The sequence below is a fragment of the Roseibacterium elongatum DSM 19469 genome (assembly GCF_000590925.1).
Classification (GTDB): Bacteria; Pseudomonadota; Alphaproteobacteria; order Rhodobacterales; family Rhodobacteraceae; genus Roseibacterium; species Roseibacterium elongatum.
In genome coordinates this window covers 899,079-922,433 of the sequence record NZ_CP004372.1, presented here as the reverse complement: position 1 = coordinate 922,433, position 23,355 = coordinate 899,079, and the positions used below count along the sequence as shown (strand labels likewise).

The following is a 23,355-nucleotide window of genomic DNA, read 5'->3' as shown; positions in this document are numbered from 1 at the left end:
CTGATCCCCAGCCCGGTTTGATCACAGCCGCCCGGAAACCAGAATGAAACGGGTTTTCGTTCATATCGGACTGCACAAGACCGGAACGACGTCGCTGCAACGTTTCCTGTATCAGAACCGCGGCGAACTGGGTGCCGAGGGCGTGCTTTACCGATGTCTTGACGAAGAATGGCCCAATCATCATCCGGTGGCGGTCGGTTGGCGCAAGGGACAAACAAGCGACAAGGTCGCCCACTTTCTGGACGACTGCCTGTCCTCTGAGCATCATCATACGGTTATCTTCAGCTCGGAAATGTTCGCGGAAGAGGCCTTTGATGTTTCCGGATTCCTCGAGGTGCTGGCCCCGCATGACGTGACCGTCGTGGCATACCTGCGCAATCCTTGCGCGCAACTGGTCAGCGTCTTCAACGAAGTGGTCCGTGATCAAAAGGTACAATGGACGCACCCGATAGGAAGCGATCCATCCCCCTACGATGTGTCCTATCATGCCCTTCTTCGCGACTGGTTACAGGCACCAAGGCTGATCTTGTGCCCTTACGATCCACCGCAATGGATCGGGGGCACACTCGAAGCCGATTTTCTGGCTACTCTGGGGGTAGACAACGTCGAACTGGCACCTTTGCCGTTTCGCGAGAATGTCAGCCTGCCGTTTTCCGTTGTCGAGATCGTGCGCCAGGCCAATCGGGCCGGGCTCGTCGAACCGGACCGCTCGGACCTGATCCGCTTCCTGAAGGCGGCAAGTTTCGATCCCGACCTTCCGGCGCGCTACCCTCTATCGGAAGTTCAGTGTCAGACACTCATTGAACGACTGCGCGCCTGCTATTCACTCTACAAGCCATTCATGAGAGACAATTTCGATGAATCATTCCTGTTCGAAATGCCCAGCGCTCTGCAGTTCGACAGCAAGCATTCGGATTTTCTTCCGTAGCCTTCGGTAAAGGACCAGAAGATGCGCCTTGACCCCAATGCCCAGTTTCGCCTTGATCAACCGATTGATCAAGATGTCGATCTGTACGTAGACTCGGACTGTCTCGGCAAGCTAGCGGCGGGCGTGCGCGATGTGCCCCTCGATCAATTGGCCCTGCATTTCGATCAACTGGCCGAACATAAGCTCGCTGCGAAATCAGTTGATGGCGAAAAGGTCTTTCATATCGATACCCACGATTTTGAAGAGGCTTATCAGACTGGCGACCTTCTTTCAGCGATGCAAACCGCTTTGGGCGCCGGAAAATGGCGGATCTACGAAATCGGTATCAAGGACGGTTCGATATACGCCGATGTAGGATTTGTTTTCCCGCTTTCGATCAGAACGCCCGTCCGCGTGGACCTCTTGTGCAACGGGGCGTCGGGGGTGTTGCTCGAAACCGATTACGACACGCATTTCGGTCGGACCCACTGGTTCATGCCGCCCCAAAACGTGGTGTGCCACAAATATCGCTTTCCGTTCTCACAAGTCGAGGGTTGGGCCCAGTTCCATCTTCGTGCCCTCAATGGCAATATGTCAGATGCTGCGCATTATCGGGATCAGTGGAATTTCACGAACCGCGATATGCTCGCTCAATTGCCTGATGATACGCGAATTCGGCGTGTCGCAAGCGCACAGGCCAACCGCGCGTCTTTTCTCAATGGCGGCAAAGCAGCGTACGAGGTCATTCAAAAGCTGTTCCAACGCTATGGATGCGGGGCATCGACATCCGAAGTTCACGTGTTGGACTGGGGTGTGGGTTGCGGCCGCGTTGCGCGGCATTTCGAAAGGGATCGCACGTTTCGGCTAACGGGTATTGATATCGACAAGGATAATGTAGATTGGTGTTCCGACAATTTGGCGGGCGATTATCTGCATGTGGAAACCTCCCCTCCCACGCCCCTTCCGAACGCAACATTCGATCTTGTTTACGCCTGTTCGGTGTTGTCGCATTTGAAGGAGGAGTCCATCGATCTATGGCTGGCCGAAATCGCACGGCTTTTGCGCCCCGAGAGTTTGGCGCTATTGTCATTTCATGGAACCTCGAATGCCGTGTCTTATCTCTCACGTCGTCCGAATGAATTGCGCGCTGTACTGAGTGGGGAATTGTTTGACGCCGACCAAAACCATGAACTTCAAGGGTTCATTTCGGATGACGATTACTATCGACAGGTCTTTTCGTCGGATTCATGGTGGCACCGAAAATTTTCCGAGTTCTTCGAGGTCATGGAGATCGAGCCTGCAGTTCTAAGCGGGTTCCAACATGTTGCGGTATTGCGCCCAAGGTGACGACGGGCGCTGTCTGATCTCCTGTCTGTCAGGAAAACATGAAATCCGACGCGTCGAAGCCGCCGGTGTATCCGATGACGATGAGGGCGTCGCCGTCGGCGAACTCGATCCGGCTGTTGACGCCGTTGTCGGTGATCGTGAGGTCCGACAGCCCGTTCACCTGCGCGTGGCCGCTGAAATCGAGCAGGTCGAGCCCGTCTTCCCAGCCCACGAGGAAGTCGACGCCGCTGCCGTCCTCGAACACGAAGCTGTCCGCCCCGGCCCCGCCGAAGAACGAGTCGAACCCGGAGCCGCCCTCCAGCGTGTCCTGCCCGTCGCCCCCCGCCAGCACGTCGTTGTTCGACCCGCCGGTCAGCGCGTCGTTGCCGCCGGCCCCCGACAGAACCACCGCGTCCGTCACGCCGGTGGCGTCCAGTACGTCGTTGCCATCGCCGGAATTCACCCGCTCGATCCCCGTGCCGGCCAGCGCGAAGGTGAAATCGCCGTTGTCCAGCAGGAACAGGCGGTCATACCCGGCCCCGCCATCGAAGGACTGGTCGATGCTTTCGGCGAAGAACCGGTCGTCGCCCGCGCCGCCCTCGAAGGAATCCGAGCCGCCGTCGCCGAACAGGAAATCGTCCCCGCCGCCGCCGATCAGCACGTCGTCGCCCGCGCCGCCCGACACCTGGTCCGTCGCCGAGCCGCCCGTCAGCGTGTCATTGCCGCCTTCGCCCGAGATCACGAGGCCCAGGGCCACGCCGGTGCCGTCGAAGACATCATCGCCGGTGCCGCCGATGACCCGCTCGATATTGGTGCCCGACAGCGCCACGTTCACGCCGCCCGGATCCACCGCGATCAGCCGGTCATAGCCACCGCCGCCGTCGAAGAACGTGTCCTGACCGTCGATATAGAGATCGTCCGCCCCGGTCCCGCCCGAGAAACTGTCCGCGCCATCGTTGCCCTGCAGGATATCGGAGCCCCAGCCGCCGATCAGCACATCGTCGCCGGCCCCGCCACGCAGCAGGTTGCCATTGCCCCCCGTCGCCTCCAACGTGTCCGACCCAGACCCGCCGAGCAGCGTGTCGGTGCCGTTGCCGCCTTCCAGATGGTCGTCGCCGCGGTCGCCGAAAAGATAATCGTCGCCGGCCTCGCCGCGCAGGGTGTCGCCGTACTCACTCCCATCCAGCCGATCGTCACCACTCGTTCCGAAGATGGTTTCCCCCGCGCTTTCTAGTGGCAGATTGACGGTCGGTATCCGGTTGGGCGCAAAGAGAAAGGCGTCGAAAATGTCGCCTGATGTCAGACTCTGGCCGGTGGTCGTCAGGATTTCCAGTGTCTCGCCGCGCCATTCGATGAGCGCGCCGGTCAACGTCGACGTGATCGTCAATTGCGCCGGATCGTAGAGCATGGACCAACCGGACAGATCGATACGGTCGATGCCCGGTTCGAAATCGGCGATGATATCAAGCTCGCCATCCGCGCGGAAAATGAAGGTGTCCGCCCCCGCCCCGCCCCGCAGCGTATCTGCCCCCGCGCCGTCCTCGATCAGGTCCCGGCCCGCACCACCCTGCAACAGGTCGGCGCCAGCCCCGCCCAACAGGATGTCGTCCGCCTCGGTTCCCGTCAGCGCCCCGCCGCCCCTTTCGGCGACAAGTTGGGCACCCTGTCGCGACAGGTCGATGGCCAGTTGGGTGATGCCGCCTTCGGCTTGCGAGGCGACGAATATTTCCAGGGCATTGCCCTCGACATGCGTGGCCATCGCCGTCACGTTGCTCAGCCCTGTCCGGAAATCGTCAGCCAGCACATCGAGCATCTGAAGGCGCCCGTTCGGCAGAAGTGTGAACAGGGTCAGCCCGTCATCGCCGCCGCCCGCAAGGACATAGATGCGGCCGTCCACATCGATGACCTCGAGGCTGTTGACCATGCCAAAGCGCGTATGGGTCGTGTCGATGACGTGATCGGTCGGGGTCAGAGACCCGTCGGCGCCAAGTTCCAGAATGCTGATCGCGCCGGACTGGCCCTGGCCGTCGCCGGGTGCCGAGGCGACGACGACGAAACTTCGCCCCTCGATCGTGGCGACCTGAACGCCCGTTGGCACCATGATGCCCAGACCTTCGGCCATCCCGATGCTGCCGGTCGCGACCAGTCCCTCTTCGGCGATGCGATAGGCCGTGACGCCGTGCTCGGCCTGGCAGGCCGAGATCAGATAGGTGGCGTCGTCCTTGGCGAGCGTATCGAGGGACACGACATTTGCCGCATAGGTCGTCTCGGTATCCGCGACCGTCCCGATCCGGGCGAGGGTGCCCTGAGGCGAAATCGCGTAGACCTGTATCGTGTTGGTGCCCGCGTCAGACAGGATCAGCGTTTCGGTGTCCAGTTGATCGAGGTCGAGGATTCGTGCCGTGGTCGCGTCGAGCCCCTGATACTGCGTGAGCTGGTCGAAGGTGCCGCTGTCCGACAGGGTCAGCGCGGTCAGCTGATCCTCGCCATTGCCGGCAACGAACAGTTCCGCCCCGGTCTCGGTGGCAAACAGGGTCAGTTCGTGCAGGGCGCCATCCGCCCATGCCCCGTCATAAAGGGTGAAATCCATCAGGTCGGGCGCCGCCGCGCCCGCGACATCAAAGGCGCTCAGCCCGCCTGTCGGCCCCGAGGTCGAATACAGCACGCGACTGCCATCGGCAGCCGTCGTGACCATCAGATCGGTGATCCCGAAATCGAGCGCGGTCTGTCCGGTCGCGAACGTACCCCGCACCATCAGATATGACATCCGTTCCTCGCGTCGCCGCAGGCCGCGCCGACCAGGCAGCGGGCCAAGAACCCCCCGGGTGTCCGTGCGTTCGAAAAGAACGCCGTGCGGTCCCGTTCACCGCGGTCGAACGTGGCGCTGCGGCGGGACGTCAGATGGTTGGTTTCTTGACGGAGTTGAGGAGAAAAGCAGGAATTGCGCAGAGCGCGTTAAGCACGGCGTCGGGGCCCGCTCAGGTTCCCATGTTGCGTTTGTGAACCTCGATGGCCTCGTCGATATCGGCGAAATACTGCAATCGACCATGTTCCAGAATGATGGCCTCCTGGCAGTAGTCGCGCAATTCGCCGAGGTTGTGGTTTACCATGATGGCCCCGGCCTCGGCCATGCGGGCCTCGAAAACGGCCTTGCTCTTGGCGCGGAAGGCGGCATCCCCGGCGGCCGTGACCTCGTCGACGAGGTACAGGTCGAACCGGATGCCCATGGACAGGCCAAAGGTCAGCCGGCTTTTCATGCCCGACGAATAGGTGCGCACGGGCATGAAAAAATGCTGCCCCAGCGCGGCGAAATCGCGGACAAAGGCGATCAGTTCATCCGTATCGACACCGTAGACCCGCGCGAGAAAGCGTGTGTTCTGGGCTCCGGTCAGTTCCGGATGGAAAGAGCCGCCAAAACCGACCGGCCAGGAAATCGTGCCGTCGGTCACGATCCGGCCGTGGTCGGGGCGCATGTTGCCGGCGATGATGTTCATCAGGGTCGATTTGCCCGCCCCGTTGCGCCCCAGCAGGGCCAGCGACCGCCCCGTGGGCAGCGTCAGGTTGAGGTCGTCGATCACGATCTTGCGCCGCCCGTTGACCATGAAACTCTTGGTCAGGTTCTCGAACCGGATCATCGCGTGTGCCCTCTACGCCGGTCTACTGCCGATCGCGGATCGAATAGTAGATCAACGCCAGGATCGACCAGCCCAACACAAGGAACAGGGCCGACAGCCCCAGAATGACGCCACGCCGCGGAAAGGCCGCGCTTTCGGGACGGGTGGGTTGGATATAGACCGCCAGATATCGGCTTTGGCGCGCGGCATTGGTGCGCGCCACATCCAATGCCGTCAGCGCGGCGCGATAGCTTTCTTCGGCGAATTCGCGGTCGACGACCAACCCCTCGTATTCCGCCATGAGGGTTGGATAATCTTCGCCGGCGGCCCCGATATCGTCGAGCGTGAAGGTCTCGCGTTCCTGCACAATGCGTTGGCGAATGACCTCGATGCGCCGGTCGGCCTGCAACAGCCGGGGATCGTTCTGGTTCGACGTGTTTTCGGTCAACAGGTCGTATTCGATCAGGGCCTCGGCCAGTTGCTGTTGCAAATTGTTCAGAACACCCATGCGCCCCTGCAGGTCGGATTCCGGGTCGACGATCTGGGTGCGCGTCCGAAAGGCGGTCAGCGCCTCGCGGGCCGACCTGAGACGCGCAAGCGCGCTTTCGAGATCCTGCTGGGCAAAGGTGATCGCATCGGCGCGTGCATTCGCATTCAACTCGTTCACGAGGTTCGTGCTTTCGCTGATGATCGCCAAGGCGAGGCGATGCGCCATGTCGGGGGTGAACGCCAATACCCGCAACTCCAGCAGACCCGAGGCAGAGTCGAAGGAGATGCGGACAACGCGTGCCCAGTGATCGGTCAAATCCTCGATCGAGGCGTCTGGACGGATCGTGTAGATCGGGTCGGAGTGACGCAGCGCCGAATAGTGTCCTACAAGGTCCAACTGCGCATCGAGCCGGCGCACCAATTCCTGGCTGACGATGAACTCGTAAAGGATATCGGCGTCGCTCGCGGCCCCGGCGCCGGTGAATTGCGCGATGCCCCCGATCACGTCGGTGGCCGCACCGGTTTCATTCTGGCGCACCGTGAAACCCGTGGTCGAGGCATACTGGTCTTCGGCGACAGCGAACATGTAGATGGCCACCACCAGCAGCGGAATCAGAACGAGCCCCAGGAAAGACAGCATCAGGCCGAAATGACGCGGGCGCATCAGGGCCGGGCCCGCCATCGGTGCCACGGGTGGCCTGACATTGGCTTTCCGTGTGCGGGCGACCACGCCCGGCACGGTCGGATGCGCCGGCTCACCGGCGGGGCCGGTGTGCGGATCGTCCATGGTTCGGGGTTTCTCGTCCAACGTGTCGTCTGCTCTTGTTGCATCGTTTGAACTCGGTGGGTCCGTCATACATACTCGGGCAACGCAAGGCCAGTCGCATGGCGCTCGGGGCGTTGCAGCGGACATCAGGGAACGGAACGGCAGGGTGACCAACAGCGCGCAGGAGTCTCCGGCAACGGGCATGCCCCGGCGCGGCCCCGTCTGGCTGGCCGGGCTGCGTGCGATCGTTGCCCTGATGCTGCGCGAGATGTCGACACGCTATGGCCGGTCGCCCGGCGGATATATCTGGGCGATTGTCGAACCGTTGGGGGCTCTGCTGGTCATGGCCTTCGCCTTTTCGCTGCTGTTGCGCGCACCGTCGCTTGGCAACAGTTTCCTGCTTTACTATGCGTCCGGGTATCTGCCGTTCCTCGTCTACGCTCAGGTGCAGGCGGCGGTGCAAACCGCGTTGCGGTTTTCGCGTCCGCTCTTGATGTATCCGGCGGTGTCCTGGATCGATGCCATTCTTGCCCGGTTTTTCCTGAACGTGCTGACATCCGTTCTGGTTATGGGGATCGTTTTCGCAGCCATGATCGAGGTGACGGGGGCGACCGCCGTGCTGAGCTACGGGCCGATGATCTGGGCCACCTGTCTGTCGGCGGTGCTGGGCCTTGCGCTTGGCACGCTCAACGCCGTGCTGGTGGGATTGTACCCGGCCTGGGGCAACATCTGGTCGATTGCCTCGCGCCCCCTGTTCCTGATCGCCGGTGTGATCTTCATCTACGAGGATTTGCCGCGCACCGTGCAGGACTACCTTTGGTACCTGCCCTGGATCCACATCACGGGCCTGTTTCGCACGGGGGTCTACCCGACCTACGAACCGCAATACATCAGCCTGACGCTCGTGATGGTCTGGGTTCTGGTGCCGCTGGCCTTGGGTCTGGTGCTGATGCGCCGGTTTCGCCAAGATATCCTGACGCGCTAGGCGCGGTGATAGGGCCCGCCTGCCAAGATACTGGCCGCCCGATACAGCTGTTCGCTGAGCATCACTCGCACCAGCATATGCGGCCAGACCATGTGGCCCAGGGAAATGGCGGTGTCGGCCTCGGCGCGCAGGGACGGGTCAAGCCCATCGGCGCCACCGATAACGAGGGTCAGATCGCCGCGGCCCTGATCGCGCAGGGTGGCCAGCATCTGTGCGAAATCCGGGCTGCTGGGTGTGGTGCCACGCTCGTCCATGACCCAGACGGCGGAGCCTTGGGGAATGGCGCGGCGCAGCAAGTCCGCCTCGGCCGCCATGCCGCCGCCCTTGCGATCCTCGACCTCGATTACCTTGCCAAGCGTCAGGCCAAGCTGTCGCCCGGTCTTGTCGAACCGGGACAGGTAGTCATCGACAAGGCTCCGTTCCGGGCCTTTGCGCAGACGCCCGACAACACACAGGTGAATGCGCATTGCAGCGTCGACCTACGAGGCCGAGGCGCTGGCCGGCAGCCACATCTTCTCGAGCTGGTAGAAGTCGCGCACTTCGGGGCGGAACACATGAATCAGCACGTCGCCCGCATCGATCAGAACCCAGTCGCCCGCATCCTTGCCTTCGACCTTGCAGATCAGGCCCATCTCCTGCTTGAGCCGGTCCACCAGCTTTTCCGAGATGGCGGCGACCTGACGTGACGAGCGGCCCGACGCGACCACCATGAAATCGGCGATCGAGGATTTGCCGCGCAGGTCGATCTGCACGATATCTTCGGCCTTGTCGTCATCGAGAGAGGTCAGAACACGCGACAGCAGGGCATCGCCTGCGAGGGGTTCGGTGTGCGGCGCGGTTTGTGCGCCTGTAGCGGCCGCGGGGGCCACCGCTTGGGTCGGTCCGGTCAGGACTCTGTCCTCCTTACTGTTCTGCGCCGAAAAACCGGCGCTCCACACAAGAAAGATAGCACTGCGGTGGCGCATTCTCAACGGGCCGCGCCCGCGGAAAGTGGAAACGCCCCCCGGCTCATGGCCGAGGGGCGCCTTGGGACGCATCGGAAGGGAGAGACGATGCGCGAGGGAACGTTCCCTCAGGCCGCGGCGACAGCGCCTTGCGGCAGCGGGCGGAAATGCTTGGTGGCCAGCATCCACACCAGGACGATCATCGCCACCTGAAAGCCCACCGCCAGGGCCGAGATGGTCCAGTAGGCGGCCGAGAACTTGGCCAAGATGCCGGCGGCCACCAGCCCCTTGTTCAGCCAGAAATGCAGCATGACCGACAGGGCGACACCGGGGCAGATCAGTGCGTAGGACCCGGCCGAGGTTTCCTGACCCGTGATGAAGCGGCGGAGGTAACCAACACGCGACAGAACGGCGATGCCAAAGAGGCCGAACAGCACCTGCACCGACAGAAGACGGGTCAACAGCATCATCGTCTCGGGGTTCGTGGTCGGCGAGGCGAAATTGGCCTCAAGGCCGTAATTCTGGCGCATCAGGGCAATCCCGATCACCGTCATCAACGGGATCACCACCATGATCGTCGGCGCGGCCTCGACATTGACGCCATGCTCCATCATGGGCCGGATGCTCATCGCCATCACCACCAGCGTGATGATCACGGCCGCCGTGATGAAGAAGCTCGACAGCACCAGGCTGATCCCCGACACCAGCGGCAGCGTCGACATGGCCGCCGGGGCGGCCAGGCCAACGCCGATCATCGACAAGGCGAAGGCCGGCAGCATCTGGGCGAAACTGTTGTTGCCCTCGCAGCTGAAGCCACCCGAGTGCAGGCGCGAGGCGATGAAATGACCCAATTGGCGCAGCGCCAGATAGCCGATCGCAAGGAAGGCGACCATGGCGGCAGGGAAGAGGTATTCCACCACGCTCCACAGCCCGGGCACAAAGGTCATGCCCAGGATGAAGCCCACATTGACCGACATGGCCAGGGCCAGCGGCATCGCCAGGATCTGACTGCCGGCGTTGGCCTGGGCAAAGGTTTCGAACCCTTCCGAACGCTTGAACTCGGCGTATTTGCGCAGATTGAAGATCAACAGCTTGATGTTGAGGAACGCGAAGAACGCGATGCCCGTCCAGGCGGTCAGGATCATTGCCTGTTGCAGCAGCGTGCCGCCCGTCAGCACCGGCCAGACGTCTTCGAAGACCGGAACGGGCTGGTTCGGGTGGGGCACCCAAAAGAACAGGTACATGAAAAAGGTGACTGACAAGCCGCCCATCCCCAGCGACGCGAGGAAGTAAAGCGGCGAGTATTTCGTTGCTGCATGTGACATGTTTTGCACCTCGGATATTTAACCTTGCAAACTAAATGGCATGGTTCGAGCGTGATTGCAATGCACAATGCGTCGCAGTGTTTGCCGTTTCGGTGCACGAGTGCAGAGAGAGGCTGTCGACATCACCCCACATTTGGTGAAAAGCCACATATCTTGGGGATAAGCGGCCACAATCCTCCATATCCAGTGGGCTGAGGTTGACTTGAACCGGCTCGCGCACGGACACTTCCCCTCCATCGGAATCGTAATCACCCAAGGGCGACCTCGTGCGCTTTTCGCGACTCAGGCTCAATGGCTTCAAATCCTTCGTCGACCCGACGGACCTTGTGATCGCGCAGGGTTTGACCGGCGTCGTCGGGCCGAACGGGTGTGGCAAATCCAACCTTCTCGAGGCGCTGCGCTGGGTCATGGGCGAGAATCGACCGACCGCCATGCGCGGCGACGGGATGGAGGATGTGATCTTTGCCGGGGCCGCCACCCGACCGGCCCGCAACTTTGCCGAGGTTTCGGTTCAGATCGACAATTCCGACCGGCTGGCCCCCGCCGGTTTCAACGACGCCGACCAGATCGACATCGTGCGCCGCATCACGCGCGATGCGGGGTCTGCCTACAAGCTGAACGGCAAGGATGTGCGCGCTCGCGACGTCCAGATGCTGTTTGCCGATGCGTCCACGGGCGCGCATTCGCCCGCGCTCGTCCGGCAGGGCCAGATCAGTGAACTGATCAACGCCAAGCCCAAGAACCGCCGCCGTGTTCTGGAAGAGGCGGCCGGCATTTCGGGCCTTTATCAGCGCCGGCACGAGGCCGAGTTGAAATTGCGCGGTGCCGAGACGAACCTTGCGCGAGTCGAGGATGTGCTGGAGCAGTTGACCAGCCAGTTGGCCACCCTAGCCCGTCAGGCACGGCAGGCCGCGCGCTATCGCGAGATCAATGCGGATCTGCGCCATGCCGAGGGTCTGCTGCTCTTTCTTCGCTGGCGCGATGCCGATCTCGGGCGGGCCCGTGCCGAAGAGGTCCTGCGCGACAGTCTGACCGCCGCCGCGCGCGCCGAGACCGCTGCGCGCGAGGCCGCCGGACTGCGCGAGACCGCCGAGGCCGCGCTGCCCGCGCTACGCGAGGAAGACTCGATCGCGGCCGCGATCCTCCAACGCCTCGTCATCGAACGTGACACGCTGCAGGACGAGGCCACCCGTGCGGCACAGGCCGTCGATGCGCTGACCGCGCGGATCAGTCAGTTGAGCCGTGACATCGACCGCGAGACCGCGCTGAATGCGGATGCGGGCGACAGCATCGCCGCCCTCGCACACGAGCGTGACCGACTGATGGCCGAGAGCGAGGGCCACCACGAAGCGTTGGCCGAGGCTGCCACAGCCGCGACCGAGGCCGCCGATATCCTCGGCGAACGCGAGGGGGCTTTGGCCGCCGCCACGGAACAGGCCGCGGCCTTGTCTGCCCAGCATCAGCAAGCCGATCGCCGCGTCGCCGAAGCCGAGAAATCCGCCCGCCGCAACACCGAAGAGGCCGCCCGCGCCGGTCAGGCCGCCGACGCGGCCGCCGCCCGCCTGTCCACCCTTGATCGCGAGCAGCAGGACGCCGCCGATGCCCTCGAGGCAACGCAGGCCCTTGCCACGCGGGCCGAGGAGACACTGGCCGAGACCGAGGCCGCCCGTGCCGCCGTCCTGACCCAGGAAAGCGAGGCCCGCGCCGCAAGGTCCGAGGCCGAAGGGCGCGCCGGAACGCTGGCCGCCGAGGTGGCGGCCCTGTCGAAACTGCTCGATCGCGAGCGGGGCACGGGGGATCAGCTGCTCGATCAGATCCGCGTTGCATCGGGGTTCGAGGCCGCCGTGGGCGCGGCATTGTCCGACGATCTCGAAGCACCGATGGCTGCGACGCCGGGCGGCACCGGCTGGACAGGGCTGGATCCGTATGCCGATCCGGCCCCGCTGCCGGCCGGGACCACGCCGATCAGCGATCATGCCGAGGGTCCGGCCGCGCTTGCGCGCCGGTTTTCGCAGATCGGGCTAGTCGAGGCCGCCGATGGTCCCCGCCTGCAGGGCGAACTGCGGCCCGGCCAGCGTCTGGTGTCCCGCGCGGGCGACCTGTGGCGGTGGGATGGCTACAGCGTTGCCGCGGTCGATACCGTGTCCAGCGCGGCCCGCCGCCTTGAGCAGAAGAACAAGCTGGCGGGTCTGCAGGCCGATGCCGAAGCGGCAAGGGCCGCGGCCGAGACGGCCAAAGAGCGCCATGATACGCTTGCGGCCCGGCTGACGGCTCTGACCGAGGCCGATCGTGCGGCCCGCACCGCGCGGCGCGACGCCGAAACGCGTCTTGCCCAGGCCAGCCGCGCCTTGTCGAAGGCCGAGGCAGACCGTTCGGTTCTCGGGGGCAAGCTCGAAACCCTGCGCGCAACGGCGGCCCGCCACGGGGACGAGGCCGGCCGCGCCCACGCGGAATTGCAGACGGCCCGCGACGCGCGTGCGGCGCTGGATGATCTGGACCAGGTGCGCGCCCGGTTGGCCGACACCCGCACGACGGTCGAGGCGGCACGCATGGCCATGATGGCTCGCCGCACCGCTCATGACGAGTTGAAGCGCGAGGGTGAATTGCGCACCGCCCGCATCCACAAGATCGCGCAGGAAATCGACGGCTGGAGAACGCGCCTCGACAGCGCGGCCAGCCGCCTGTCCGAACTGGAAAAGCGTCGGGACGAGGCCGCGGCCCAACTGGACGAGGCGAAAAAACGGCCCGACCAGATCGCCCAAAAACGCGAAGGTCTGGCGGAAAAGATCACCGACGCCGAAAACCGTCGCGCGATGGCGGCGGATGCGCTGTCAGGGGCCGAGCGTGCCCTGCGTGACGCCATAACCGCCGAGCGCGACGCCGAACGCAGCGCGTCCGAGGCGCGCGAAGCCCGTGCCGCAGCCCAGGCGCGCCGCGATGCCGCCGCCGAGGCCGTCACCACCGCCGCCGAACGCATCATGGAAGAACAGGAGGTCACGCCCGAGGCCCTGCTGGACAGCCTTGGCGATCTGCCCGATCCGATGCCGAGCGTCGAACGGATCGAAGGCGATGTCAGCCGCCTGCGCCGTCAACGCGATGCGCTGGGCGCGGTCAACCTGCGCGCCGAGGAAGACGCCCGCGAGGTGCAGGAAGAACACGACACCCTGGCCACGGAAAAGACCGATCTCGAAGAGGCCATCGCCAAGCTGCGCACCGGCATTTCCGCGCTGAACCGCGAGGGGCGCGAACGCCTGCTCAAGGCGTTTGACGAGGTGAACGGCAATTTTTCGCGGCTGTTCACGCACCTGTTCGGTGGCGGCGAGGCGCGGCTGGTGCTGGTCGAGTCCGACGATCCGCTCGAGGCCGGGCTCGAGATCCTGTGTCAGCCGCCGGGCAAGAAACTGTCCACCCTATCGCTGTTGTCGGGCGGGGAACAGACGCTGACCGCGCTGGCGCTGATCTTTGCCGTGTTCCTGGCCAATCCCGCGCCCATCTGCGTGCTGGACGAGGTCGACGCGCCGCTGGACGACGCAAATGTCACGCGGTTTTGCGACCTGCTCGACGAGATGACGCGCCAGACGGACACCCGGTTCCTGATCATCACGCACCACGCGGTGACGATGGCCCGGATGGACCGCCTGTTCGGCGTGACCATGGCCGAGCAGGGCGTGTCGCAACTGGTGAGTGTCGATCTGAAAAAGGCCGAGCAACTGGTGGCCTGAGGCCTGAACGAAAACGCGGCGCCCTGGGGCGCCGCGTCGTTGTCTTACCACTCGCCGCGCCTAGAGCGCGTTCAGCAACTGCCATGTTGGCCAGGCATCCGCCGGAAGGCCAAGCCGACGCTGTTCCTGCCGCACCGCCATCCGCGTGCCCGCGCCAAGGATGCCGTCGATCCCGCCGACATCATGGCCTAGCGCCTGCAAGCGTCGCTGCAACTCGCGCATGGAATTGCCGTCGAGGCCGGCATCGGGATTGCGGGCGTCCATCACCGGCGCGCCCTCCAGCCGCGTGCCGAAATAGGCCGCCGTCAAGACGTAGGTGAAGCTTTCGTTCCATTCGAACAGCACGTTGAAGTTCGGATAGGCCAGAAAGGCCGGCCCGTTGCGCCCTTGCGGGATCACGACCGAGGCCTGTGCGTTGCGCATCGGCAGTGCGCCGCCATTGCGCGCCCGAACGCCGTCGGCCTCCCACTCCGAGACACTGCGCGAGGTGTGGATGCCGGTCTGAAACCAGTCCAGATCGGAGGGCACCGTGATCTCGACCAGCCAGGGCTCGCCGGCCCGCCAGCCAAGCGAGCGCAAGACATTGGCCCCCGACATCAACGCATCGGCCGCCGAGGTCTGCAGGTAGACATGCCCGTCGCCATCGCCGTCGATCCCGTTTTCAAGGATGTCCTCGGGCAGCATCTGCACCATGCCGATCTCGCCCGCCCAGGCCCCCATCGTGTTGACGGGATCGAAATCGCCATGCTCGTACAGTTCGAGCGCGGCAAAGATCTGTGGCCGGAAGATATGCGGCCGCCGGCAATCATGGGCCAGCGTCACCAGGGCATCCAACGTGTTGTAATCGCCCTGGAACGCGCCGAAATCCGTCTCGAAGGCCCAAAAGGACAGCAGGATGCCCCGGCTGACGCCAAAACGCCGCTCGATCTCGTCGAAAACCGCGGCGTAGCGTTGGCCGTTCGCACGGCCGTTGTCCAATCGGTTCTGCGAAATCAGCCGCCGCGCGAACTCGGTGAACGGCACGGTAAAGATGCCCTGCCTGCGGTCGGCATCGACCGCGCGTTGGTAATAGTTCGCATGCGAGAAAAAGGTGTTCACGCTTTGGGCGGAATGCCCGCGGGCAAGGGCCTCTTCGCGCAGGCCCTGCACGAACTGGCCGAAATCGCCGCCGCATTGCTGGGCTGTCGCCGCCCCACCGGAAAGGCCAAGGGCGCACAGCCCCGCCATCACGAAACGCTTCATCGGAAAATACCCTGTTGGTCCTGATGCCGGCAGAGTATCAACCCCGCGCCATCCCGCAAGGGACAAGCCGCGCCCGACACCGGGCGGGGCGCAAACGGGGGCAGGGCCGGCTCAGGCCGCGCGCATCGCCTCGCGACCATGGGGGGCCCACCAGTCGATCCGCGGGTTGATCGGGATGATCCGGTGCGGATTGATGCTGTCGTGGCTGTAGTGGTAGTGGCGCACGAAATGGTCAAAATGGATCGTTTCGGCCATACCGGGCCATTGATACAGCTCGCGCGCATAGGCCCAGATATTGGGATAGTCGATGATCCGGGCGCGGTTGCATTTGAAATGCAGATGATAGACCGCATCGAACCGGGCCAGCGTGGGGAGCAGCCGCCAATCGGCCTCGGTGATGCGGTCGCCGGCGAGGTAGCGGTTTTCCGACAGGATGCCCTCGACCCAGTCCAGCGCGTCGAACAGGGCGGTCACCGCCGTGTCATAGGCCTTTTGCGTTGTGGCAAAGCCGGATTTGTAGACGCCATTGTTGATCTCGTCGTAGACGCGGGCGTTGATGGCGTCGATCCGGTCGCGCAGCGCATCGGGGTAATAATCGTCGCGGTTGCCGGTGACCCCATCGAAGGCCGAGTTGAACATGCGGATGATCTCGGCGGATTCGTTCGAGACGATCGTATTCTGCACCTTGTCCCAAAGGACGGGCACCGTCACACGCCCGGTCATGGTCGGGTTGGCGCGCAGATAGACCTCGCGCAGGAACTCCGACCCGAACAGCCTGTCGCCCGTCGCGCCATCGAAATCGGTGCCAAAGGTCCAGCCATCGCTCAGCATGCCGGGATGCACCACCGACACGTCAATATGATCCTCCAGCCCCTTGAGGCTGCGAAAGATCATCGTGCGGTTGGCCCAGGGGCAGGCATGGCTGACATAGAGATGGTACCGCCCGCTTTCGGCCTTGAAGCCGCCCGTACCGGTGGGGCCGGGCGCCCCATCGACCGTCACCCAGTTGCGGAATTTCGCCTCGGAGCGTTCGAACGTCCCGCCGCTTTTCTTGGTGTCGTACCATTGGTCGTGCCATTTGCCGTCGATGAACAGGCCCATGCTTCCCTCCTGTCGGCTGTGCATTTCTGCCATCGGATTTAGCGGCCGCGTCGGTGCAGAAACCGGCAGGGACGCAGGGCGCGTCCCGCATGTGTGCACAGCGCGTGGGGTCAGCCGGGGCTTTGCCCGTGGCGTTTGCGGGCCCGAAAGCTTTCGGCCTTGGCACGGTTGCCGCAACGCGACATCGCGCACCAGCGTCGCCCCGGGCCGCGCCCATGATCGAGGAAGAGGCGCGTGCAGCGCTTGCATTCCCTCAGGCGCGAAAGGTCCGCACGCGTCATCAGGTCCAGCGCGGACAAGGCCAGAAGATCCTGCAAACCGCCCAAAGGGCCGGGCTGAAAGGTTGCGCCGGCCTCGCGATGGAACCTCAGCGTTGCGTCGGCGATGGCCGATTTGATCGCCGCCTCCAGCATCAGGGTTTCCTCGCGGCCGGGGCGCCTTTTGGCGGCCAGCGCGCTCAACACGGCGTGGGCCGCCTCGCGCAGCGACACGAGTTGCGCAATCTGAGCGCGCGTGGGCGGGCTTTCGGTGACGGAAACGGGCAGGCCCGCCGCGCGCAGAATGTCCAACAGGGCGGTGCCGTCGCCAAAGCTGTTCATGGACCGTGTCTTGCCATCGTCGGACACCGTGTTCACGAAATCGAGGAACGGATGCCCCGTCTCTTCGCCGCTGTGGCGGTCATGTCTTGGGGGCATGATCGGATCGGGGTGCGCATATGCCATGACTGCCTGCCAGATCCTCTTGTCCGCTGCCGGGGCTTGTGCTCAGTGATTAACCGAAAAATGACAAAAAATGGTTTACGCCACAAGCGGACACCGACCCGCACGCCTGTCGCGGACCCGAGGGCGTGGCCCCGTGGCCAATCAGCCACGGTTGCACCTGCGGCAAAGACCTTGCGTTGACGGAATCGCCGCAAGGGTCATTTCTTTCGTCATATCCACCGCTTGCAGGATCTGTGTGCCCCGATGATCGACTTCTTGCCCAAGGAATTCCAGGACGAGCTTGCGCAAGCGCGGCGCCGCGACCGTCGCAAACGCGCCACACGGTTCGTGCATGTCGGCGACGAGGCTTTCGCCATCCTGCACTACACGGATCATGGCTTCGCCGTGGATGCCAAGGACGTGCCGCGCCTGCGGGGACTGATCGACATTTTCGACGGGCCGCGCCACCTGTATCAGGCGTTGATCGTGGCCTCGGAACAGGATGGCGATCTGATGCGCTACGAGTTCAAGCGCAACACCGCGGCGGCGGCCACGGCCCCGGTCGATTTCGAGCGGCCGGGCGATGCGCCCGCGGGGCTTCTGCCCTCGGACTGAGGCGTTGCGCGCACGGATCTTGTGCGCAGGCCGCCTGTTGCGCAAAAACTTTCGACACCGGCGTCGGCGCGCGGTGCTTTTCCCGAAACACTCGCGTTCGACCTGCCTTACCCTGCGCCGCGACTCGCAATTCGCAGCCCGGAGGCCGCCATGATCGAAACGCCCTATCTCCTCTTTCTCGGCGACGCGCCCGACCAACTGGCCGCCAAGGTCGCCCAGGGCATCCGTGACTGGCGCCCGGACAATGCCATCGGCCAGTTCCGGATGGAGGGGTGCAAGGCCGATGTCGGCCTGCCGGACATGGACCTGAACGCGGCCAGGGACGCCGGGGCCAAGACCCTTGTGATCGGTGTCGCCAATCGGGGCGGCGTGATCTCGGCCGCCTGGAAAAAGGTTCTGGTTCAGGCGCTGGAGGAAGGGTTCGACCTTGCCAGCGGGCTGCACAACCTGCTGCGTGACGAGGAGGACCTCGCCGCCGTCGCCCGCGCCACCGGGCGCAGGCTGCATGACGTGCGGGTGCCCGACGTGACATACCCCATCGCCAACGGGGTCAGGCGGAGCGGCAAGCGCTGTCTTGCCGTGGGCACCGATTGTTCGGTCGGCAAGATGTACACCTCGCTTGCCGTCGACCGCGAGATGAAGGCGCGCGGCCTGAAATCGACCTTTCGCGCGACGGGGCAGACCGGCATCCTGATCACCGGAAACGGCGTGCCGCTCGATGCCGTGATCGCCGATTTCATGGCCGGGTCGATCGAATGGCTGACGCCCGACAACGATGCCGATCACTGGGATCATATCGAGGGGCAGGGCAGCCTGTTCCACGTCAGCTATTCGGGCGTGACCATGGCGCTGATCCATGGCGGGCAGCCCGACGCCCTGATTCTCAGCCATGAACCCACCCGGACCCATATGCGCGGCCTGCCGGATTACGATCTGCCCTCGCTCGAGGCGCTGCGCGATGCCGCCCTGCCGCTGGCCCGCATCGCCAACCCCGCCTGTCAGGTCGTCGGCGTGTCGATCAACACCGCCGCGATGGGCGAGGACGCGGCACTGTCCTACCTCGCCGAGGTCGAGAAATGCATGGGCCTGCCCACCGTCGATCCGTTCCGCCAAGGGGCCGCCCGTCTGGCCGATGCGTTGGAGGCCCTATGATCCGCGTCACCCGTGACAGTTTCCCGTTTCGCGAAACCTTCACCATCTCGCGCGGGTCGCGCACCGTGGCCGAGGTACTGACCGTCACCGTCACCCGTGACGGGGTAACCGGGCAGGGCGAATGCGTGCCCTATGCCCGCTATGGCGAAAGCCTCGACAGCGTGACCGATCAGATCGAATGGATGCCGGCCGACATCACGCGCGGGGCACTGCAAGGGGCCTTGCCCGCCGGGGCCGCGCGCAACGCGCTGGATTGCGCGCTGTGGGATCTCGAGGCGAAGGCCACCGGACAGCCCGTGTGGCAGCTGGCCGGCCTGACCGCCCCCGGCCCGGTCACCAGTGCCTTCACCCTGTCGCTGGACACGCCGGAGAACATGCGCGCGGCGGCGGCGAAACACGCCCACCGCCCGCTCTTGAAGATCAAGCTGGGCACGCCCGATGACATGCCACGGCTCGAGGCCGTGCGCGCGGGGGCGCCCAGCGCGCGTATCATTGTCGATGCGAACGAGGGCTGGACGGCCGAGGTCTATGCCGACCTCGCCCCGCATCTTGTGGCGCTGGGCGTCGAGTTGGTCGAACAGCCCTTGCCAGCGGACGATGATGATCTTCTACAAGAAATTGCACGCCCCTTGCCCGTTTGTGCGGATGAATCCTGCCATGACCGCGCCAGCCTGCCCGACCTGAAGGGCAAGTACGACATGGTGAACATCAAGCTCGACAAGACCGGCGGCCTGACCGAGGCGCTGGCGCTCAAGGCCGCGGCCGAGGCGCAGGGCTATGACATCATGGTCGGCTGCATGGTCGGCTCGTCGCTGGCCATAGCCCCTGCCGTTCTGGTTGCGCAGGGCGCGGCGATCACCGATCTGGACGGCCCCCTCCTGTTGGGCAGCGACCGCGACACGCCGCTGACCTTCGAGGGCTCGACCGTCCATCCCCCCGATCCGGCGCTTTGGGGCTGACCCTGCGGCGCCCCGCCCCTTGACGCGGCCGCGCCAACCCCCGAAAGCGATCACAGCTTGATAGGAGATCCGCCCATGTCCCGCACCGTCTATGTCAACGGCCAATACCTGCCCGAGGAAGAGGCCAAGGTATCGATCTTCGACCGTGGGTTCCTGTTTGCCGATGGCGTCTACGAGGTCACCAGCGTGCTGGGTGGCAAACTGGTCGATTTCGGCGGCCACGCGAAACGGTTGGAACGCTCGCTCAAGGAACTCGACATGGCCGCCCCGGTGGACATGGACGAGTTGCTGGAGATCCATCGCCAGCTTGTCGAGAAGAACGGGATCGACGAGGGGCTGATCTACCTGCAGATCACGCGCGGGGCCGCCGCCGACCGTGATTTCGCCTTCCCGCCCGAAGATACGCCGCCGACCATCGTGCTGTTCACCCAGTCCAAGCCGGGCCTTGCCGACAGCCCCGCCGCAAGGACCGGCATCAAGGTCATCTCGATCGAGGATCAGCGCTGGGGCCGCCGCGACATCAAGACGGTGCAACTGCTCTATCCGTCGATGGGCAAGATGATGGCCAAGGCCGCCGGGGCCGACGACGCCTGGATGGTCGAGGACGGGTTCGTGACCGAGGGCACGTCGAACAACGCCTACATCATCAAGAACGGCACGCTCATCACGCGCCACCTGGGCAACGAGATCCTGCACGGCATCACCCGCGCCGCCGTCCTGCGCTTTGCCCGCGAGGCGCAGATGACGGTCGAGGAACGCCCCTTTACCATCGACGAGGCGAAAGAAGCAGACGAGGCGTTCATCACCTCGGCCTCGGCCTTTGTCATGCCGGTGGTCGAACTGGATGGCCAGACGATCGGCGCCGGCGCGCCCGGCGCGGTCAGCGCCCGCCTCCGCGAGATCTATCTCGACGAGATGCGCAAAGCCGCCGTGTGATCCTTGTGATCCTCCAAGACCACAGGTGGACGGGCATGCCATCCCACCTGTGCCCAGGTGATCCGATCAGAAGACGTCGGTTTCGACGTTGACCGTGGCCGCCGAGGGGACACCGTTCAACAGAACGATCACCTCGCCGCCGTTCGGCACCTCCAGACCTTCGCCTCCGGTCGCGTCGCGGAAGGTGACGTCGAAATTGGGCGACCCCGACCCCGGGCCGTCGATCGAGAGCAGCAGGCTTTCCGAGGTCGGGTCGAATCGATGATCGTGGCTTGGCCTTCGATCTGGTCAAAGTCAAAGGCCCCGAACTCCTCCGTTCCTGTGCCGCCGGAAACCATGTCACCATTGATAATCAGGTCGTCGTCGCCATCCGTCCCGCCGAGCGTTTTCGACCCGCTGCCATCGTCGTCATCGTCGCCATCGTGAAAAGCGTGGCCGACAATGAGGAGGAGAAGGAGCAGAAGAATGCAACCCGACATGGCGCGCTGCTGAAAAAAAGCCAGGGGGCGGCGGTGATCGAACTTGGGTGTGCCCGTGGCAGCGGGCCGGTTCTGTGCGGGCACAGCCCCCGGTGTGCGACGCGACCCGTAGAGGGTAACGGTTCTTTAACGTTTGGGAAGGGGGTTTGATTTCAGGTAATTACCTGATTTCGGGGACAATGCCGCGTGTTGGCGGGGGGGGTGTTCGCGAGCGGGGTTCAATCGCACGCGATGCCTTGTTTCAGTCAAAGCAGCCCTGGGCGAACCACCCCCCCGAGAGGCTGCCGCCATGGGCGAAATACAGCCACAGACTCACCCCGTCGGTCGTCGTGACGCGCCAGTAATCGCGGACACCGCTGCGCCAGGCGGGGTCGTCCAGCCACCATTCCGGGGCAATGCGTTCGGGGCCGCTGGCCGCCCGTATCCCGAGCGTCCGCCCGCGCCAGCGAAACTGCGCGGGCGGTTCGGGCCCGTCCGGGGCCGCGATGGGTTCGGGGGCAAACAGGACCAGCGGGCGCGGCCGGGACGGTGCGGGCCAGGTCTCGACCGGGTCCGACCAGGCGGCCGCCAGGGTGACGCTGGTCTTCTCGGGGATATGACTGTCGGCGGGGCGTTGACGGGTGATGGCCTCCAGACCGACGCGCGCGCCGATCCGCGCGATCAGGTCGGCCATGGCCTGGGCTTCGCCGCGCGGGGTCTGCGCATCGGCGCTGACGGCCCAGCCCCCCTTGTGTTCGGTCGGGTGCAGCGGCTCGGTCACATCGGCCACCAGCCGCAGCCTGTCGATTCCGAACCCGGCCTCAACGTCGCCCAGCTTCATCTCGAACAGGGGGCGCATCCGGTCGGGGTGGTCGGCGGGGCGCGCCAGCCCGATCTCGACCACCTGGGTGTCGCCATCGACGCGGCTCAACTCCAGCCGCAGATGCCGGGCACCGCGCGCCTGCGCCCGCAACTTGGCGCAGAGCGGCGGCAACAGGCGATCCAGCCCGGCCATGATGTCGTCCAGCAAGCCGATCGGGTCCGGCAGGCTGAGGCGCAGGGCGAAATTTAGTGGCGCGCGCGCGGGCGAGATCGGTTCGGGCATCACCCCCAGGGCCTGGTCCAGCCGGTGCACCAGTTGCGCCCCGAAGCGACGCGTCAGACCGGCCCGCGGCATGCCCCAAAGATCGCCGATACGGCGCAGCCCCAGGCGCGCTAGGCCGGTGACCGTCTCGGGGGGGAGCCGCAGCGCGGCAATGGGCAGGGGCGCCAGCGCTTGCCGCGTGGTGCCGGGTGGGGCGATGTGCTGGCCCTCCTCTGCGCCCGCCCCCGCCATGGGCGCCGCCACCCTTGGCCGGTTGCGTTTTCCGGCGCGGGACCGGGTGGCGCGGGCCTCCTGGTCGATGGCATCGCCATTCCGTCCGGCCATGATGTCCGAGGATCTGTGTGCGAACCGTGCCAGTGCCCAGGCCGCGCCGGCCGTGTCGGCGATCCCCGTGCGCACGCTCAGCCCAAGGTCGGCGCAATCGGATCGAACCTGCCGCACAAGGGCCGCCTCGCCGCCAAACAGATGCGCGCATCCGGTCAGGTCCACCATCAACCCGTCGGGCGCATCCTCGGCCACCCAGGGGCTGAACTTGCCGGCCCATCGTCGCAGCGCTGCCAGAAAGGCCATTTCGGCCGCCGGGTTGGCGGGGCGGGTCAGCAGGCCGGGGCACAGCGCGACCGCGTCGCTCAAGGGCTGGCCGCGCGTCAGTCCGCGTGTTTCGGCGGCCTGGGTCAGGGCCGCCACCTCGCGCAGGTTTCCCGTTTCGGCAATCACGGCCAGGGGGGCGTCGGCCAGGGCCGGGTCACCGCGCAAAAGCCGTTCGGCCGCCAGCCGTGGAAACCACAGCGACAGGATACGCCGAGCGGTCCTCGGGTCGTGATGGGGCGTCGGAGCGGACAAGGCAGGGCAGCTCTGCTTTTGTTCCCTATTTGTTCCAATTTATCCGGATCACCGCCCCGAGTCGAGTGGAGTCGGGCACCCGATGCTTCAACTGCCATGACCGAGATGCCCAAGGCGGGGTGTGCCGTGCCGACCGGCCGATACGGGCCGCTCGGGCAGGCGACG

Annotated in this window: 19 protein-coding genes; 9 read left to right on the top strand and 10 right to left on the bottom strand. The window is 64.8% G+C overall.

Going from position 1 to position 23,355, the window contains the following annotated elements; translation table 11 throughout:
• Positions 1 to 43 precede the first annotated feature (43 nt).
• Both ROSELON_RS04455 and ROSELON_RS04450 read left to right on the top strand, forming a co-directional pair.
• Complete coding sequence (locus ROSELON_RS04455) at positions 44 to 928, top strand: hypothetical protein (RefSeq protein ID WP_025311226.1); 885 nt, start codon at positions 44 to 46, stop codon at positions 926 to 928.
• A gap of 21 nt (positions 929 to 949) precedes the next feature.
• Positions 950 to 2,254 carry a class I SAM-dependent methyltransferase gene (locus tag ROSELON_RS04450; RefSeq protein ID WP_025311225.1) on the top strand — a complete coding sequence of 435 codons (1,305 nt, stop codon included), beginning with the start codon at positions 950 to 952 and terminating at the stop codon, positions 2,252 to 2,254.
• A gap of 28 nt (positions 2,255 to 2,282) precedes the next feature.
• On the opposite strand, the gene ROSELON_RS04445 is transcribed toward ROSELON_RS04450, so the two are convergent.
• The 3 genes from ROSELON_RS04445 to ROSELON_RS04435 all read right to left on the bottom strand — a co-directional run bounded on the left by ROSELON_RS04445 (position 2,283) and on the right by ROSELON_RS04435 (position 7,123).
• Complete coding sequence (locus tag ROSELON_RS04445) at positions 2,283 to 4,988, bottom strand: calcium-binding protein (RefSeq protein WP_025311224.1); 2,706 nt, start codon at positions 4,986 to 4,988, stop codon at positions 2,283 to 2,285.
• 223 nt (positions 4,989 to 5,211) lie between these two features.
• Complete coding sequence (locus ROSELON_RS04440; RefSeq protein ID WP_025311223.1) at positions 5,212 to 5,868, bottom strand: ABC transporter ATP-binding protein; 657 nt, start codon at positions 5,866 to 5,868, stop codon at positions 5,212 to 5,214.
• Positions 5,869 to 5,890: 22 nt separating this feature from the next.
• Positions 5,891 to 7,123: a sugar transporter gene (locus tag ROSELON_RS04435; RefSeq protein WP_245605411.1), complete on the bottom strand. Its 1,233-nt coding sequence runs from the start codon at positions 7,121 to 7,123 to the stop codon at positions 5,891 to 5,893.
• Positions 7,124 to 7,304: 181 nt separating this feature from the next.
• Between ROSELON_RS04435 and ROSELON_RS04430 the strand changes: the two genes are divergently transcribed.
• Positions 7,305 to 8,087: an ABC transporter permease gene (locus ROSELON_RS04430; protein ID WP_025311221.1), complete on the top strand. Its 783-nt coding sequence runs from the start codon at positions 7,305 to 7,307 to the stop codon at positions 8,085 to 8,087.
• On the opposite strand, the gene rlmH is transcribed toward ROSELON_RS04430, so the two are convergent.
• The 3 genes from rlmH to ROSELON_RS04415 all read right to left on the bottom strand — a co-directional run bounded on the left by rlmH (position 8,084) and on the right by ROSELON_RS04415 (position 10,356).
• The gene (gene rlmH / locus ROSELON_RS04425; RefSeq protein ID WP_025311220.1) at positions 8,084 to 8,554 is read right to left on the bottom strand and encodes a 23S rRNA (pseudouridine(1915)-N(3))-methyltransferase RlmH; all 471 of its coding nucleotides are present in this window, start codon (positions 8,552 to 8,554) and stop codon (positions 8,084 to 8,086) included. The genes ROSELON_RS04430 and rlmH overlap by 4 nt on opposite strands.
• A 12-nt stretch (positions 8,555 to 8,566) precedes the next feature.
• Positions 8,567 to 8,956 carry a ribosome silencing factor gene (gene rsfS / locus ROSELON_RS04420; RefSeq protein WP_025311219.1) on the bottom strand — a complete coding sequence of 130 codons (390 nt, stop codon included), beginning with the start codon at positions 8,954 to 8,956 and terminating at the stop codon, positions 8,567 to 8,569.
• Positions 8,957 to 9,159: 203 nt separating this feature from the next.
• Complete coding sequence (locus tag ROSELON_RS04415; protein ID WP_038650170.1) at positions 9,160 to 10,356, bottom strand: TsoY family (seleno)protein; 1,197 nt, start codon at positions 10,354 to 10,356, stop codon at positions 9,160 to 9,162.
• A 266-nt stretch (positions 10,357 to 10,622) separates the two neighbouring features.
• Here ROSELON_RS04415 and ROSELON_RS04410 point away from each other — a divergent pair, with 266 nt between their 5' ends.
• Positions 10,623 to 14,078 (top strand): chromosome segregation SMC family protein, encoded by a 3,456-nt coding sequence (locus ROSELON_RS04410; protein WP_025311217.1) that lies wholly within the window; start codon positions 10,623 to 10,625, stop codon positions 14,076 to 14,078.
• A 60-nt stretch (positions 14,079 to 14,138) separates the two neighbouring features.
• On the opposite strand, the gene ROSELON_RS04405 is transcribed toward ROSELON_RS04410, so the two are convergent.
• The 3 genes from ROSELON_RS04405 to ROSELON_RS17360 form a co-directional block, all read right to left on the bottom strand.
• On the bottom strand, positions 14,139 to 15,320 hold the full coding sequence (locus tag ROSELON_RS04405; RefSeq protein ID WP_025311216.1) for a lytic murein transglycosylase: 1,182 nt from the start codon (positions 15,318 to 15,320) through the stop codon (positions 14,139 to 14,141).
• A gap of 111 nt (positions 15,321 to 15,431) precedes the next feature.
• Entirely contained in the window at positions 15,432 to 16,421 is a 990-nt protein-coding gene (locus ROSELON_RS04400; protein WP_025311215.1) for a glutathione S-transferase family protein, read from the bottom strand.
• Positions 16,422 to 16,531: 110 nt separating this feature from the next.
• Positions 16,532 to 17,143 (bottom strand): CGNR zinc finger domain-containing protein, encoded by a 612-nt coding sequence (locus ROSELON_RS17360; protein ID WP_025311214.1) that lies wholly within the window; start codon positions 17,141 to 17,143, stop codon positions 16,532 to 16,534.
• A 243-nt stretch (positions 17,144 to 17,386) separates the two neighbouring features.
• Here ROSELON_RS17360 and ROSELON_RS04390 point away from each other — a divergent pair, with 243 nt between their 5' ends.
• From ROSELON_RS04390 to ROSELON_RS18100, 5 genes are all read left to right on the top strand, one after another.
• A complete protein-coding gene (locus tag ROSELON_RS04390) occupies positions 17,387 to 17,737 on the top strand; it encodes a hypothetical protein (RefSeq protein WP_025311213.1) in 351 nt (116 codons plus the stop codon).
• A 150-nt stretch (positions 17,738 to 17,887) separates the two neighbouring features.
• Positions 17,888 to 18,889 (top strand): N-acetyltransferase DgcN, encoded by a 1,002-nt coding sequence (dgcN, locus tag ROSELON_RS04385; RefSeq protein WP_025311212.1) that lies wholly within the window; start codon positions 17,888 to 17,890, stop codon positions 18,887 to 18,889.
• On the top strand, positions 18,886 to 19,848 hold the full coding sequence (dgcA, locus tag ROSELON_RS04380) for an N-acetyl-D-Glu racemase DgcA (protein ID WP_025311211.1): 963 nt from the start codon (positions 18,886 to 18,888) through the stop codon (positions 19,846 to 19,848). The genes dgcN and dgcA overlap by 4 nt, the downstream gene beginning before the upstream one ends.
• Positions 19,849 to 19,923: 75 nt before the next feature.
• Complete coding sequence (locus ROSELON_RS04375) at positions 19,924 to 20,784, top strand: D-amino-acid transaminase (RefSeq protein WP_025311210.1); 861 nt, start codon at positions 19,924 to 19,926, stop codon at positions 20,782 to 20,784.
• 272 nt (positions 20,785 to 21,056) lie between these two features.
• On the top strand, positions 21,057 to 21,413 hold the full coding sequence (locus tag ROSELON_RS18100; RefSeq protein WP_156945805.1) for a hypothetical protein: 357 nt from the start codon (positions 21,057 to 21,059) through the stop codon (positions 21,411 to 21,413).
• Between the two features lie 91 nt (positions 21,414 to 21,504).
• Here the strand turns inward: ROSELON_RS18100 and ROSELON_RS04365 are convergent, their stop codons facing one another.
• Positions 21,505 to 23,190, bottom strand: a complete 1,686-nt coding sequence (locus ROSELON_RS04365; protein WP_084613647.1) for a DUF6504 family protein — start codon at positions 23,188 to 23,190, stop codon at positions 21,505 to 21,507.
• Positions 23,191 to 23,355: the final 165 nt, after the last annotated feature.

Excerpts from the sequence above, each read along its gene's own strand:
- ROSELON_RS04455 (WP_025311226.1), top strand. The coding sequence starts at position 44 with ATGAAACGGGTTTTCGTTCATATCGGACTGCACAAGACCGGAACGACG.
- ROSELON_RS04450 (WP_025311225.1), top strand. The coding sequence starts at position 950 with ATGCGCCTTGACCCCAATGCCCAGTTTCGCCTTGATCAACCGATTGAT.
- ROSELON_RS04445 (WP_025311224.1), bottom strand. The coding sequence starts at position 4,988 with ATGGTGCGGGGTACGTTCGCGACCGGACAGACCGCGCTCGATTTCGGG.
- ROSELON_RS04440 (WP_025311223.1), bottom strand. The coding sequence starts at position 5,868 with ATGATCCGGTTCGAGAACCTGACCAAGAGTTTCATGGTCAACGGGCGG.
- ROSELON_RS04435 (WP_245605411.1), bottom strand. The coding sequence starts at position 7,123 with ATGGACGATCCGCACACCGGCCCCGCCGGTGAGCCGGCGCATCCGACC.
- ROSELON_RS04430 (WP_025311221.1), top strand. The coding sequence starts at position 7,305 with ATGCCCCGGCGCGGCCCCGTCTGGCTGGCCGGGCTGCGTGCGATCGTT.
- rlmH (WP_025311220.1), bottom strand. The coding sequence starts at position 8,554 with ATGCGCATTCACCTGTGTGTTGTCGGGCGTCTGCGCAAAGGCCCGGAA.
- ROSELON_RS04415 (WP_038650170.1), bottom strand. The coding sequence starts at position 10,356 with ATGTCACATGCAGCAACGAAATACTCGCCGCTTTACTTCCTCGCGTCG.
- ROSELON_RS04405 (WP_025311216.1), bottom strand. The coding sequence starts at position 15,320 with ATGAAGCGTTTCGTGATGGCGGGGCTGTGCGCCCTTGGCCTTTCCGGT.
- ROSELON_RS04400 (WP_025311215.1), bottom strand. The coding sequence starts at position 16,421 with ATGGGCCTGTTCATCGACGGCAAATGGCACGACCAATGGTACGACACC.
- ROSELON_RS17360 (WP_025311214.1), bottom strand. The coding sequence starts at position 17,143 with ATGGCATATGCGCACCCCGATCCGATCATGCCCCCAAGACATGACCGC.
- ROSELON_RS04390 (WP_025311213.1), top strand. The coding sequence starts at position 17,387 with ATGATCGACTTCTTGCCCAAGGAATTCCAGGACGAGCTTGCGCAAGCG.
- dgcN (WP_025311212.1), top strand. The coding sequence starts at position 17,888 with ATGATCGAAACGCCCTATCTCCTCTTTCTCGGCGACGCGCCCGACCAA.
- dgcA (WP_025311211.1), top strand. The coding sequence starts at position 18,886 with ATGATCCGCGTCACCCGTGACAGTTTCCCGTTTCGCGAAACCTTCACC.
- ROSELON_RS04375 (WP_025311210.1), top strand. The coding sequence starts at position 19,924 with ATGTCCCGCACCGTCTATGTCAACGGCCAATACCTGCCCGAGGAAGAG.